The following is a 14,347-nucleotide window of genomic DNA, read 5'->3' as shown; positions in this document are numbered from 1 at the left end:
GACCGCTCTTTTTTTTCAAAACTTTTTTCAAGAACTGACTCCCCGATTACCCCGCTGCCATAACCTCTATCTCTCGGAAAGCGGGTGCAAAGATAACGCAATATATAAACCATTTCCAAATTTTTTAATCAATTTTTTATGGAAAAATGAAAACTTTTTTTCAATATACTGAAATTCACATAAATACAAAAAGACTTTTTGAACAGAAAAACAAGGACCGGCAGTTAAAGCTGATGCCGGACAATTTCAAAGGGACAATTTCGAAGGCAAAAAAAGAAAGCAAAAATCTTTCCGCAATACGAATATGATTTTACGACATTGTGTTCAATCGTTAGTCTGCTTTCACCGGTATTACTTCGTTTTTTCATTTTCTCTTCTCTCCAATATTCTTCTGGCATACCTGTTCTGGGCATACCACATTCCAGTCAGGCAAACCAAATTCATCATCACGGCAGGGATCATGGTTTCAAGGGCATGATCGATCCCTATAACAAAAACACATATTACCAGTCCAAATAAGGTGAAAGCCAGGATAAAAATCGCCCATTTGTATACCTTACTTTTGGCATTTCGGATTATCCGCTCTTCATTCTTCTGTTTCCAGGACAGTATCCGTTCTTTTTCATCCAAACAACTCTTCATCGCTTATAAATTTATCTATTTTGCCCGGTTATTTTCAATAGTTTAATTATCAAACACACTTTTGAAAGGCAATACGCGGCGAACCATCTTCCACATATATAATTCCGCATCTCTGGAAACCGTTTTTTTCCAATATCTTTTGCATGATCCGATTATCCTGGTGCGTATCGACGCGAACATTAGGACATTGCTGTAAACACCACCGGATACATATATCTGCAATTCCTTTCCTCTGTCCGGAAGAACTCAAACGGTGAATTACTCCGTAGGGTTTATCGTTCAACCATTCTCCTTCCTCTATTTTTGCATAATTCGGCTCTATTCCCCGGAAAAAACAAAATACGCCGACAATATGGTTGTTGCCTTCCACACAAACATAACTGTTTCCTTGTACAATATCTTTTTCCACCACTTCCTCTGACGGATACCCATTAATCCATTGGCTGACATTTCCGGTTTGCCGCATAAATACTCTTGACCGGTCATAAAGTTTCATAACCGACTCCATATCCGTTTTCTGCGTTTTCCTGATTTTCACATCACAACATGCCAAATCTGCCATATTTTTCGAACAAATTTTCCTATCTGCTAAATAATCCATATAAAAATCTCTCCTTTAAAGAAGTTTCTCCATCGAATAATTGGTCATTACAACCCCTCCGATATTCACCACATTTTCCCGGACCACATCAAATCCATGCTTTTCAAAAAAAGGACGGGCTGTAATACTGACTTCCGATGTCAACTTTTCAGCACCTTTACATTTTGCCAGAAACTCTGCTTCATGTAACAGTAAAGTTGCAACCCCTCGGCGCTGTTGCCGGTAATCCACAAACATAGAATGTATATATCCATTTGCATTTACCGAAGTAAAACCTGCAAGCTCTCCGTCTTTTTCCGCCATCATAAACACTAAGTCACCCGCAAACAATTCCCGCCAACGGTTTTCATTTGCTTTCTGCCCCCATGCCTCTATTTGTTCCGGCGTATAATCCCGAATATTGACTTTTTTCAAGGTAGTCTGAAAAAGAGCCGCAATAACGGGAATGTCCACAATTGTTGCTTTACGTATTCTCAAATCGCTCATAACAGGAATCTTCTACTGTTTGTAAAGATAAAAAATCTCTGGTATACTTTTACCCTGTTACAAAAAAATAAAAGAGGCTACCGAAAATCCGGTAGCCCTTCCGACGCTATTCACAAATACAATATCTGATTTTACTTTTTCCGTTCTACAACATAAAGTACATTTCCATCCTTATCCAGCATATACAGGCGCAGGTCCTGATCCGATGCCGAACATACCGAAAATCCGGTAGCACCGCTGCAAAATTGAGTACCTTCTATGGCTTTTACTTTGCGGCTTAAAGCCCCCGCTGTATTCACAATATAATCCACCGGGGAATCTTCCCGCCGAATATGCTGAAAATTATGGATATGTCCACACACATACATATCAACTTTGTGTTTTTTCAATATCGGATTCAAACGTGCCTGCATATCCAACCGCTCTCCTTCCGCTTTACCGGTTTCTGCATACACCGGATGGTGTCCCAGTACAATCGTCCATGTTGACTTATTTACAGTCAACACTGAATCAATCCATTCGAATTGCCTGTTCATATCCTGTTTTCCGGCATCCGGATACTCTTCTTTATTGTTCCGGTATTTATCAATCATCGGAGCCGTATCGACAAACACCAAACGAATTGTTGTTCCTGCCTTATCTACTGTAAACTCTTTCGTATAATAACGGCCTTCCATACACCAGCGACGACTGATTTTAGCATAATCGAGTACGGCCTGGGTATTCCCGTTATATTCGTGATTTCCCAACACCGGAAACCAGTACAACATCAACTCCGGATGTGAATAAATCAATTCATAATTAGTCATCCACAACGGATCATTTACACTCACAACTCCCTCAAAATGATGCACATCACCTACAGCAGCAACAAATTCAGGTCCAATTACCTCTGCCAACTCTCCCATTTTCTCTGCAATCGGTTTTTGATCGTAATATCCGTTACGTCCCATATCGTTCACCACATAAAAATTAAAACGTCCGTCCAACTCTTTTTCCAGGTGCCCTATCTGCGCCGACGCCAACACACTCCATACGGTTAACACAACCGATAGAACACTCCATTTTATAATCTTCATTTTTTTCTATTTAAAAGTTTACTTTAAATCCTACATTCAATTTCACGCCATAATATTCCGCCTGAGCTGTCAGGTCTTTACGCCCCTGGTAATAACGCAACGGTTGGTTCAGTAAATTATTGGCTTCTGCAAATACGGTATAATGTTTTGCAAAAGTATAACTGGTATTCAAATCCAAATAATTCACCTTATCATAGTAGCGGTCTTCAAAAGGATTCCCTCCAAACTCATCGATAAAATCACTGGCAAAATTATAAGACAAGCGCACATTCAATCCTTTACGTTCAAAATAAAGCGATACGTTGGCAATATGTTCGGGCGATCCAGCCAAGGGTAAATCTTCATTTTCAAGCTTATTCCCCTCGCTGTCTTCCCGTTCCAACCTGAAATCCGTAATTTTTGAATGAGTATAGGTATAATTTGCGTACAACCCGAAATAACGTAATGCAGGTGCTATAAATCCGAAATCACGTTGCCAGGAAAATTCGACCCCGATCAGATCTGCTTTCCCGGCATTTACCGGTTTGATAACCTTTCCGTACTGTGTTCCTTCGTAATCTGCATCAATCCAACGTTGATCTACAATAAAATCATTAATACGCTTGTAATATACGCCGGCAGAAACCATGCCGAAAGTCGGGAAGAAATATTCCGCACTGAAATCGACATTATGAGACAAAGTTGCTTTCAATTCCGGATTTCCCAAGGATACTTCATCATCCTTACGGCTAATGCTCACATGCGGCACTAAATCATAATATTTCGGGCGAGCGATCGTATTGGTATAAGACAACCGGAATATCAATGATTTCGTTGCATCATATTTCAATAACACTGAAGGCAATACATTCAGATAGCTATCCGTTATCTCGGGCGTATCCGTCAGCGTCGGATCACCGCCTTCCCCCTTGGCCGGAATCTCTAATTTTTTACCACGGTATTTCAAATGGGTATTCTCCAAACGTATTCCTACCGTTGCATTTAATCTCCGGGTAATATCCTGATCATAGCGAACGAATCCCGAAGACACGGTTTCCTTAGCCTTAAAGATTCCTCCCAACTCATCCGGCACTTCTTTTTTCTCAAACAATGAAGCGTTATTTAAATCCAAATGTCCCAGATATTGTTTCGTCACAAAATTTCCGGCCCGATAATTACCTGCATAAAAATCCGAACGTGTCTGATCTTTCAAATGCCTGAAACTTTCCTGGTCAAAATCCTCATTCAGTGATTCATATTCATAAAATTCCAAATCCCGCTTTTTGCTTTTAGCCACCACTTTGGCTCCGAATTTCAAGTTTCCGGTCTCATAGCCGATCCGCACCGGCACATTTAAATTCAAACTCCCTTTAAAATCCGTTTCCCTGATATCTTCCTGTTGCTCCGTCAACTCATCCAATTCATAACCGGCGGCAGCTCCCAATAGCATATCTGCCTCATTCTTCGCTACCATATACGGCTTGCGTAAATCGGATAAATCCGGAGTAAATTGCACCTTTTCTTTCACATACCCCATATAACGTTCATTCGGACGCTTTTCCGATGCTTGAGCGTAAGATACATTCCAGTTCAACAAAGTTGTTCTGAACAGATGTTCTCCATTCAAAGCGAAGTCCATCGTCTGTTGCAGTTCCAAACGGGCATTTTTATTATCGGGAGTACCGCCTTTGGTCTGAAACACGACTTTCTTGGCCAATCCTTCTTCATTGATATCTTTTATTGACTGGCGAAAACGGTTTTCCCAATCCTTCCGCCGATTGTATATACCTTTAAAATCGATACGATGATTCAGATTAAACCGATATCCCAATGAAGCCGAATAACTCTGACGTTCCCGTTGTACGAAATATTGACGTACCTGTGATTCTTCCAGGTATACATTCCCATCGTCCTCTTTCCAGACAAACTCTATATTGTCCGAACCGATCGGACTATTCTGATAAGAAGCGGAAAGAATCATCCCCAATTTATTATTCCAAAAATTATCTCCATAAGTCAATGCTGCATTTACCTGCATCCGTTCAGAAATAAAATTCCAACCGGTACCGACACTGGCATTCAATATCCGCTTTGCCGGTGCACTTTTAGTCACCAAATTCACCGAACCACCAATTGCATCGGCATCCATATCCGCCGTCACCACTTTATTCACTACAATGGTTTGAATCATATCGGCAGGAATCAGGTCCAGCTGTACATTCCGGATATCTCCCTCAGCGGAAGGCAAACGGTTACCGTTTACCGTCACAGAACTGAAATCCGGAGATGTACCGCGAATCTGGCCAAAACGTGCTTCTCCCTGATCATACTGCACATTAATACCTGAAATACGTTTCATGGCATCTCCGATATTCGCATCCGGGAAACGTCCTACCTGATCGGCAGATACGACATTCCGTAAATTCTGACTGCTTTTCTGATAATTCACAGCCCGTTGATATCCCTGAAAGGTACCTCCAACTTCTACTTCCTCCAATTGCTGGCGATCTCCTTTCAATACCACATCCTTTTCAATGGTTTGCCCGGCTTTTACACTTATTTCCAGTGTCACGGTTTCATATCCGACATAACTTACCGTCAGATGATATTTCCCGACCGGAATTTTTGAAAAAATATAGAAACCATTTACATCACTCACCACTCCATTTTTCAATTCATCGATATAAATCGTCGCTCCGGGAAGGGTTTGTTTCGTTTCATCACTGATACGACCACGTAACACTCCGTTCCCCTCCTGTCCCATCGCCAACAGACACACCACATTCAGTATCCCTGTCATCACAAGGATTGAAAACAATTTCATCAGTTTCATTTGTAAAAAATTAGGATTAATTATTCATAGATATTTTTCAGCTTTACCCGGCAGAAACAAGCAATCTGTTTTTCTATGCTCTTTCTGGCCTCTTGTAAGGCCTGCTCAAAATCTGTCGTATTTTCTGTATCTACACTCGCCAAAGCTACTCTCACCACATAAGCAAAGGTTTCCCGGTCAGTCATGGAATAATCGTTCTTCTTGTTTTTCTGCTTATAATATTTCTCAATATGCTTTACGGCATTATAAATTGCCGGCTTACGAACAACAGTTCTCAAAGAAGGATCACCGGCATCCACCCGTTCCCGGGAAATAAAACGTTCATTCACAAGCGACAACAAATTACCGACTTCCTTCCCATATAGTACTTCCATTGATTTCGGACAATTATTTGCTGTTCCGGCTTTTTCAGCCGACCAAAATTTCCACTGATAAATATTGGTTTCTCCGGCAACGGCATCGGCCGTAACGTCAGTTTTCATTTTATGCCCGCTTTTCTCAAGGCTTGCATACATACTCTGTGCATCTACCCGCATTATCCCGCCTACAATCAACAACAAAAAAAGAATAGTTTTCATGTTTCTGCATTTTTAATTTTCTAGGACAAAAAAAATGAAAACATGTTACAGAATTGTTTATCTTCCATTACAAACCAATGAAGTTCACCATACTTTTTCAACCCGGTCATTATTTTGATATTCCCCCTATTATATCTTATATTTGTAAAAAATAAAGCGCTATGAACAATTTCATTTTTCAAAATCCTACACGGTTGATTTTCGGTAAAGGAATGATTGCCGAATTGAGCCGGGCAATTCCTACCGATAAACGTATTATGATCACTTTCGGAGGTGGAAGTGTAAAGAAGAACGGAGTTTATGAACAGGTAATACAAGCCCTCAAAGGACATAATTACGTCGAATTCTGGGGCATAGAACCCAATCCTGCCATAGAAACTTTACGTAAAGCCATCATTTTAGGTAAAGAGAAAAAAGTAGATTTCTTATTGGCTGTCGGAGGAGGCTCGGTTCTCGACGGCACAAAACTGATCTCTGCCGGATTAAAGTATGACGGAGATGCCTGGGAACTGGTCCGGAAAGGGGCTTATTCCGATACTGTTCCTATGGGAGCCGTACTGACATTGCCGGCTACGGGATCGGAAATGAATAAGGGGGCCGTCATCTCCCGCCACGAAACCCAGGAAAAATATGCATTTTACGGCAATTATCCGGTGTTTTCGATTTTAGATCCCGAAACGACATTCACACTGCCTCCTTATCAGGTGGCTTGCGGATTATCGGACACATTTGTACATGTTATGGAACAATACCTCACCACTCCCGGACAATCCCGCCTTATCGACCGTTGGGCGGAAGGAATTCTAAGTACATTGATCGAGATTGCTCCCCGAATCCGGGAGAACCAGCATAACTATGATCTGATGGCTGATTTTATGCTATCAGCTACAATGGGATTGAACGGTTTTATCGCCATGGGTGTCACCCAAGATTGGGCTACCCACATGATCGGTCACGAACTGACAGCTCTTCACGGCTTGACCCACGGAGCAACACTGGCTATTGTCTTTAACGGTACACTCCGCACCTTACGTAAGCAAAAATACGGTAAAATCCTCCAATACGGAGAACGTGTATGGGGCATCACCCAGGGTTCGGATGATGAACGTATCGATCTCACCATCGAAAAAACAGAAGAATTTTTCCGCAGCCTGGGACTTTCGACACACCTCAGTGAAGAAAATATCGGAGAAGAAACGATCCAGGAAATAGAACGCCGTTTCAATGAAAGAGGTGTCGCCTTCGGAGAAGCACAAAACGTAACAGGTAGTGTCGCCCGTGAGATTTTACACAATTGTAAATAAATCACATGATCAAAGCAGCATTCTTTGATATAGACGGGACTCTGGTAAGCTTCAAAACTCACCGGATTCCCGTTTCTACCATTCAGGCATTGGCCGGTTTACGGCGAAAGGGCATAAAGGTATTCGTAGCCAGTGGACGCCACAAACTTTCTATGAATAACCTGGGAAATGAAACTTTCGACGGCTATGTTACACTTAACGGAGGATTGTGCCTGATCGGAAACCGGATTATTTATAAACACCATCTGCCGGTAAGCGATATGAATACCCTTATCCTTTATCTGGAAACATCCAAAGCATTTCCTTGTGTTTTCATCCAGGAGAACACCTTATCCATCAATTATATGGACACCAATACACAGGAAACATTCCGTTTATTAAACTTTCCGGAACCCCCGATATGCCCGCTAAAAGCAATCGAAGATAAAATTTTTTACCAGTTGCTGGGATTCTTCCGCCAGGAAGAAGAACAACAAATTATGTCCTTACTTCCGAATTGCAGGGCTACACGCTGGAATCCATTATTTACAGACATTATTCCTACAGAAACCAGCAAGAGAGTCGGAATTAGCAAAATATTGGAATATTTTGGGATAGCTCCGGAAGAAATCATAGCCTTCGGAGACGGAGGCAACGATATAGAAATGCTTCGTTATGCGGGAATAGGAGTCGCTATGGGAAATGCCGCAGATGAAGTAAAACAAATAGCAGACTATGTCACAACCGGCGTTGACAATAACGGCATCGCGCAAGCTTTACAACATTTCAATCTGATCGAAACGTAAACCGGAAAAACAGCCGCTATCACAATCGGATACTCTGTGCCAGGCAATATATGAAATACAATCCATATACCCAGAGAAGTGCTGCGGCTGTTTTTCTATACTTTCCCAAGAATTTTTACAAAGGGGGTTAAACAAATATAAGAAAATTACTCATATCAAACAAGATTCGTAATTGTTTCCTTTACTTCTTTTCAGCCTCAGTTCTTTAAAGAATATTTCACTGCAAACGTTTGTGTAATGCAAAAATAGGTTCTATCTTTGCACCCACTAATACACCTAATCTACTATTATGCATAAAGTTACAACATTAAATCAATTTATTGTCGAGCAGCAGGCCAAATATCCGGACGCTACAGGAGATTTCTCCCGCTTATTACACCACGTCGGAATCGCTGCCAAAAAAGTAAACAGAGAAGTAAACAAAGCCGGTCTTGTCGACATTTTAGGACGGGCCGGAGCAGAAAATGTCCAAGGTGAAGATCAGCAAAAACTGGATGTATATGCTGATAACACATTTATCGACGAATTGCGTGCCAGCGGAGAATGTTGCGCAGTTGTCTCCGAAGAGAAACAGGATATCATCGTCTTCAAGGAAGGTATGCATCAAAATGCCAAATATATCTTTTGCATGGACCCTTTGGACGGCTCCTCCAATATTGACGTCAACGTATCGATCGGGACCATATTTTCTATCTACAGAAGAATTTCACCCAAAGGTAGCTATGTCACAAGTGAGGATTTCTTACAGAAAGGGGACAAGCAAATTGCAGCAGGATATATTATCTACGGCTCCTCCACCATGTTGGTCTATACTTCCGGGAATGGAGTAAACGGTTTTACACTGGACCCTTCTATCGGAGAATTCTGTCTTTCACATCCCGCTATCCGCACTCCGGAAAATGGTACGATCTATTCCGTAAATGAAGGACATTACGTCAACTTCCCGGACGGAGTAAAAAAATTCATCAAATATTGCCAGGAAAAGGATGAAACGACAGACCGTCCTTTCACGTCGCGTTATATCGGTTCGCTGGTTGCCGACTTCCATCGTAATCTGCTCAAAGGAGGAATCTTTATCTATCCGCAAACCAATAAGCACAAACAGGGCAAATTACGTCTGCTCTACGAATGCAACCCGGTTGCTTACATTGCAGAGCAAGCAGGCGGGCTGGCTACCGACGGAGACCGCCGTATATTGGATATCGTACCGGAAACAATCCACCAACGCATACCCTTTTATACAGGCTCCAAATGTATGGTAGAAAAAATCGTAGAATTCTTACATAAATAAAAAGGTCTCAGGCTTGCCCCTGAGACTCTAAATTCAAAGGGAATACAGTATTCTGATTTTCTTCGGGCAAATTAATCTTTCCGTTAATCTGCTCATATTTGCGTATATTATCCTGTAATGCAAACATCAACCGTTTTGCATGTTCGGGTGTCAGAATAATACGGCTCTTCACTTCTGCCTTGGGAATACCGGGCATAATACGTACAAAATCGACAATGAATTCTGAAGAAGAGTGAGAAATAATCGCCAGATTGGCATAAGTTCCCTGAGCAACTTCATGATTCAGTTCAATATCTAATTGTTGTTTTTTTTCTTCCATCGTCTATTGTTTTTATTCATCTTTATTTCAAAATTAATGAATTCCTGACAGAATCCAAAAAGAAGTCCGGCAGAAAACCACCGGACGTTATAAAATAAAAAAGAGCACTTGTGATAAGTGCCCTTTTTCTTTATTTGGAAATTCTTTCCATATCTTCTTTAGAACCGACAACCAATGTACGCAGTTCTTTCATACCGGTACCTACCGGAATCAAGTGACCGCAGATTACATTTTCTTTCAGGCCTTCGAGTGGATCAACTTTACCGTAAATAGCGGCTTCGTTCAATACTTTCGTCGTTTCCTGGAAAGAAGCTGCAGAAATAAAGCTGGAAGTCTGCAAAGCAGCCCGGGTAATACCCTGCAATACCTGAGATGAAGTTGCGGGTACTGCATCACGAGACTGTACAATCTTCATATCGCGGCGTTTCAACTGAGAGTTGATATCCCGGAGTGTACGGGCAGAAATAATCTGTCCCGGTTTTACCCGATCGGAATCACCGGCATCCAATACCACTTTCTTACCGAACATCTCGTCATTTTCTCCCATGAACTCTGCTTTGTCCACGATCTGATTTTCGAGGAAGCGGGTATCTCCGGAATCCTGAATCAACACTTTACGCATCATCTGATGAACAATGATCTCGAAGTGCTTGTCATTGATCTTCACACCCTGCATCCGGTATACATCCTGTACTTCGTTCACGATATATTCCTGCACTTTAATAGGACCTTCGATATTCAGAATATCCGTCGGCGTAATGGCTCCGTCTGACAATGGGGTACCGGCACGCACATAATCGTTTTCCTGTACCAGTATCTGTTTTGTCAGAGATACCAAATATTTCTTCACTTCACCGGCTTTCGAGGTCACTATAATTTCCCGGTTACCGCGTTTGATCTTACCGTAAGTCACCTCACCGTCGATCTCCGATACGACAGCAGGATTAGACGGATTACGGGCTTCAAACAACTCGGTAACACGAGGAAGACCTCCCGTGATATCCCCCGCCTTACCGACAGCTCTCGGAATCTTAACAATCGTACTACCGGCAATCACTTTATCTCCTTCTTTAACGACAATGTGAGCGCCTACCGGCAAGTTGTAACTCTTCACAGTCTCACCTTTTTCGTCTAAGATAAGGATAGCCGGAGCTTTCGTTTTATCCCGGAACTCGGTAATTACTTTTTCACGGAAACCGGTGGTTTCATCTGATTCCTCCTTATAAGTTTCGCCTTCGATCAAATTTTCGGAAGCAATTTTACCGCTGAATTCAGTAATAATCAATGCATTGAACGGGTCCCATTCGCAAAGTAAATCCCCTTTCTTCACTTCTGTGCCACTCTTCACAAATACTTTTGCTCCGTAAGGAATATTATTCGATAATAGAATGATATTCGTATTTTTATCGATAATCCGAAGTTCTGCCAAACGCCCGACAACAACATCGCATTTCTGACCGTTTTCCAGGGTATACTCTACAGAACGCATCTCTTCAAACTCCACAACACCGTCGTATTTGGCTTTTAAAGAGTTTTCAGTAGAAATATTACCGGCAGTACCTCCCACGTGGAATGTCCGCAGCGTCAACTGTGTACCCGGTTCACCGATAGACTGTGCAGCAATTGTTCCGACAGCTTCTCCTTTTTCTACCAGACGACCGGTAGCCAGATTACGTCCGTAACATTTTGCACAAACACCTTTTTTCGCCTCACACGTCAATACCGAACGTACTTCAACACGCTCTATCGGAGAATTTTCTATTGCCGATGCAATAACTTCCGTAATTTCCTCTCCGGATTTTACCAATAATTCACCGGAATGCGGGTGGTAAATATCGTGTACGGATACACGTCCCAATATCCGCTCATACAAAGAAGATACGACCTCTTCGTTATTTTTAATTGCAGCGATAGTAACACCTCTCAAAGTACCGCAATCCTCTTCCGTAATGGTAATATCATTGGCGACATCCACCAGACGACGGGTCAAATAACCGGCATCTGCCGTTTTCAAAGCCGTATCGGCCAAACCTTTACGAGCACCGTGGGTAGAAATAAAGTATTCCAATACCGACAACCCCTCTTTAAAGTTCGCCAAAATCGGGTTTTCGATAATCTGTCCGCCTGTAGCTCCGGATTTTTGAGGTTTTGCCATCAATCCACGCATACCGCCCAACTGACGGATCTGTTCCCGTGATCCACGGGCTCCGGAGTCAAGCATCATATAAATAGAGTTAAATCCCTGATCGTCTTCTGCCAACTGCTTCATCAATGTAGCCGTCAGATTGGCATTTACATGGGTCCAGATATCGATGATCTGATTGTAACGCTCATTATTTGTAATGAATCCCATATTATAATTGGCCATCACTTCTTCCACCTGATCATATCCCTCTTTCAACAAAGCGTCTTTTTCAGCCGGAACAATAACGTCAGCCAAATTAAAGGACAAACCGCCTTCAAATGCCATACGGTACCCCAAATCCTTGATGTCATCCAGGAATTTAGCGGTAACATCCACGCCACAACGTTTAAACACGTCACTGATGATATCCCGCAGAGACTTCTTGGTAATCAATGTATTGATATACGGGAAATTCTTCGGTGTATATTGGTTCAATATAATACGACCTACAGTCGTATCGATCATATGAACATATTCTTTCCCTTCTTTGTCTACATCTACGATTCTCACCTGAACCTTAGCGTGCATATCCACAGCCTTTTCATTCAGTGCAATAATCACTTCCTCCGGAGAATAGAATTTCAAACCTTCTCCTTTCGCTCCCTTACGCGGTTTTGTAATATAATACAATCCCAATACCATATCCTGAGAAGGTACAGTAATAGGCGCACCGTTGGCAGGATTCAAAATATTGTGGGCACAGAGCATTAAAATCTGGGCTTCCAATACGGCTTCATTACCCAACGGTAAATGTACAGCCATCTGGTCACCGTCGAAGTCCGCATTGAACCCGGTACATGCCAAAGGATGCAAACGGATAGCCTTACCTTCGATCAATTTCGGCTGGAAAGCCTGGATACCCAAACGGTGCAACGTCGGAGCACGGTTTAGCAATACAGGATGGCCTTTCAATACGTTTTCCAGAATATCCCAAACCACCGGATCGCGACGGTCTACAATTTTCTTGGCGCTCTTTACAGTCTTCACAATACCCCGTTCGATCAGCTTACGGATGATAAACGGCATATACAATTCAGCCGCCATATCTTTCGGTAAACCGCATTCGTGCATTTTCAAATCCGGTCCGACAACAATTACAGAACGGGCAGAATAATCCACACGTTTACCCAACAAGTTCTGACGGAAACGTCCTTGTTTACCTTTCAAACTGTCGGACAGTGATTTCAGCGGCCGGTTATTTTCGATTTTCACAGCATTGGATTTGCGTGAATTATCAAATAACGAATCCACGGCTTCCTGTAACATACGTTTTTCATTACGCAGAATCACATCCGGAGCCTTGATTTCGATTAACCGTTTTAAACGATTGTTTCTAATGATAACCCGACGGTATAAATCATTCAAATCGGAAGTAGCAAAACGACCTCCGTCCAGCGGTACTAACGGACGCAATTCCGGCGGAATTACGGCCAGTACCTTCACGATCATCCATTCAGGTTTATTGACTTCTTTACTTTCGCGGAAAGCCTCAACCACCTGTAAGCGTTTCAACGCTTCGTTCTTACGTTGTTGAGAGGTTTCCGTATTTGCTTTATGACGCAACTCGTAAGACAAATTATCCAGATTCAATCTTTCGAGCAACATGCCGATTGCCTCGGCCCCCATTTTAGCAATAAACTTATTAGGATCATCGTCGTCCAAATGTTGGTTATCTGCGGGTAAAGCATCCACCAGATCGATATATTCTTCCTCGGTCAGGAAGTCAAGCTCGCTGATTCCTTTCTCCGCTAATATACCGGGTTGAACCACAACATATCTTTCATAATAAATAACAGAATCCAGTTTTTTGGAAGGCAATCCTAACAAATAACCGATCTTATTGGGCAAAGACTTAAAATACCAGATGTGAGCAACAGGCACTACCAACTGTATGTGTCCCATCCGTTCACGCCGTACTTTCTTTTCAGTTACTTCTACTCCACAACGGTCGCATACAATACCTTTGTAACGAATACGCTTGTATTTTCCACAATGGCATTCGTAATCCTTCACCGGACCGAAGATCCGTTCGCAAAACAGACCGTCACGCTCTGGCTTATAAGTACGATAGTTGATCGTCTCCGGTTTGAGCACCTGTCCGCTGGAATGTTCCAGAATCTCTTCAGGTGATGCCAAACCGATCGCTATTTTTGTAAAGCTCTTGGGCTTGTTGGTGTTATTATCTTTTCTAAAAGCCATCTTTTTTGATTTTAGATCCCGGATTTCAAATTTACGTCCCGGACTAAAACCGGAGACCGTAAATCA

Annotated in this window: 11 protein-coding genes; 3 read left to right on the top strand and 8 right to left on the bottom strand. The window is 42.2% G+C overall.

All coding sequences use genetic code 11. The features are described 5' to 3' along the window. Window positions 1–351: 351 nt before the first annotated feature. From BN8908_RS18045 to BN8908_RS18020, 6 genes are all read right to left on the bottom strand, one after another. A complete protein-coding gene (locus BN8908_RS18045; protein ID WP_068692031.1) occupies window positions 352–642 on the bottom strand; it encodes a hypothetical protein in 291 nt (96 codons plus the stop codon). Window positions 643–691: 49 nt separating this feature from the next. Continuing rightward, window positions 692–1,180, bottom strand: coding sequence for a GNAT family N-acetyltransferase (locus BN8908_RS18040; RefSeq protein WP_068692445.1), 489 nt, complete (start codon window positions 1,178–1,180; stop codon window positions 692–694). Between the two features lie 78 nt (window positions 1,181–1,258). After that, window positions 1,259–1,729, bottom strand: coding sequence for a GNAT family N-acetyltransferase (locus BN8908_RS18035; protein ID WP_068692029.1), 471 nt, complete (start codon window positions 1,727–1,729; stop codon window positions 1,259–1,261). A gap of 131 nt (window positions 1,730–1,860) precedes the next feature. Next, complete coding sequence (locus BN8908_RS18030; RefSeq protein WP_068692027.1) at window positions 1,861–2,808, bottom strand: metallophosphoesterase; 948 nt, start codon at window positions 2,806–2,808, stop codon at window positions 1,861–1,863. A 10-nt stretch (window positions 2,809–2,818) separates the two neighbouring features. Continuing rightward, window positions 2,819–5,620, bottom strand: a complete 2,802-nt coding sequence (locus BN8908_RS18025; protein WP_068692026.1) for a TonB-dependent receptor — start codon at window positions 5,618–5,620, stop codon at window positions 2,819–2,821. A 20-nt stretch (window positions 5,621–5,640) separates the two neighbouring features. Then, complete coding sequence (locus tag BN8908_RS18020; protein WP_068692024.1) at window positions 5,641–6,198, bottom strand: hypothetical protein; 558 nt, start codon at window positions 6,196–6,198, stop codon at window positions 5,641–5,643. Window positions 6,199–6,359: 161 nt separating this feature from the next. On the opposite strand from BN8908_RS18020, the gene BN8908_RS18015 reads away from it, so the two are divergent. The 3 genes from BN8908_RS18015 to fbp all read left to right on the top strand — a co-directional run bounded on the left by BN8908_RS18015 (window position 6,360) and on the right by fbp (window position 9,578). Further along, window positions 6,360–7,502 (top strand): iron-containing alcohol dehydrogenase, encoded by a 1,143-nt coding sequence (locus tag BN8908_RS18015; protein WP_068692022.1) that lies wholly within the window; start codon window positions 6,360–6,362, stop codon window positions 7,500–7,502. A gap of 5 nt (window positions 7,503–7,507) precedes the next feature. Next, on the top strand, window positions 7,508–8,287 hold the full coding sequence (locus BN8908_RS18010; protein ID WP_068692020.1) for a Cof-type HAD-IIB family hydrolase: 780 nt from the start codon (window positions 7,508–7,510) through the stop codon (window positions 8,285–8,287). Between the two features lie 289 nt (window positions 8,288–8,576). Continuing rightward, the gene (fbp, locus tag BN8908_RS18005) at window positions 8,577–9,578 is read left to right on the top strand and encodes a class 1 fructose-bisphosphatase (protein ID WP_021987633.1); all 1,002 of its coding nucleotides are present in this window, start codon (window positions 8,577–8,579) and stop codon (window positions 9,576–9,578) included. Between the two features lie 7 nt (window positions 9,579–9,585). On the opposite strand, the gene BN8908_RS18000 is transcribed toward fbp, so the two are convergent. Both BN8908_RS18000 and rpoC read right to left on the bottom strand, forming a co-directional pair. Next, the gene (locus BN8908_RS18000) at window positions 9,586–9,897 is read right to left on the bottom strand and encodes a DUF3467 domain-containing protein (RefSeq protein ID WP_021987634.1); all 312 of its coding nucleotides are present in this window, start codon (window positions 9,895–9,897) and stop codon (window positions 9,586–9,588) included. 130 nt (window positions 9,898–10,027) lie between these two features. Next, window positions 10,028–14,281: a DNA-directed RNA polymerase subunit beta' gene (gene rpoC / locus BN8908_RS17995; protein WP_068692018.1), complete on the bottom strand. Its 4,254-nt coding sequence runs from the start codon at window positions 14,279–14,281 to the stop codon at window positions 10,028–10,030. Window positions 14,282–14,347: the final 66 nt, after the last annotated feature.

Source organism: Culturomica massiliensis, assembly GCF_900091655.1.
Classification (GTDB): Bacteria; Bacteroidota; Bacteroidia; order Bacteroidales; family Marinifilaceae; genus Culturomica; species Culturomica massiliensis.
Note: the sequence above shows the minus strand (reverse complement) of the source record. Positions and strands in the feature narration are given on the sequence as shown.

Excerpts from the sequence above, each read along its gene's own strand:
- rpoC (WP_068692018.1), bottom strand. The coding sequence starts at position 14,281 with ATGGCTTTTAGAAAAGATAATAACACCAACAAGCCCAAGAGCTTTACA.
- BN8908_RS18025 (WP_068692026.1), bottom strand. The coding sequence starts at position 5,620 with ATGAAACTGATGAAATTGTTTTCAATCCTTGTGATGACAGGGATACTG.
- BN8908_RS18045 (WP_068692031.1), bottom strand. The coding sequence starts at position 642 with ATGAAGAGTTGTTTGGATGAAAAAGAACGGATACTGTCCTGGAAACAG.
- BN8908_RS18030 (WP_068692027.1), bottom strand. The coding sequence starts at position 2,808 with ATGAAGATTATAAAATGGAGTGTTCTATCGGTTGTGTTAACCGTATGG.
- BN8908_RS18000 (WP_021987634.1), bottom strand. The coding sequence starts at position 9,897 with ATGGAAGAAAAAAAACAACAATTAGATATTGAACTGAATCATGAAGTT.
- BN8908_RS18035 (WP_068692029.1), bottom strand. The coding sequence starts at position 1,729 with ATGAGCGATTTGAGAATACGTAAAGCAACAATTGTGGACATTCCCGTT.
- BN8908_RS18015 (WP_068692022.1), top strand. The coding sequence starts at position 6,360 with ATGAACAATTTCATTTTTCAAAATCCTACACGGTTGATTTTCGGTAAA.
- BN8908_RS18020 (WP_068692024.1), bottom strand. The coding sequence starts at position 6,198 with ATGAAAACTATTCTTTTTTTGTTGTTGATTGTAGGCGGGATAATGCGG.
- fbp (WP_021987633.1), top strand. The coding sequence starts at position 8,577 with ATGCATAAAGTTACAACATTAAATCAATTTATTGTCGAGCAGCAGGCC.
- BN8908_RS18010 (WP_068692020.1), top strand. The coding sequence starts at position 7,508 with ATGATCAAAGCAGCATTCTTTGATATAGACGGGACTCTGGTAAGCTTC.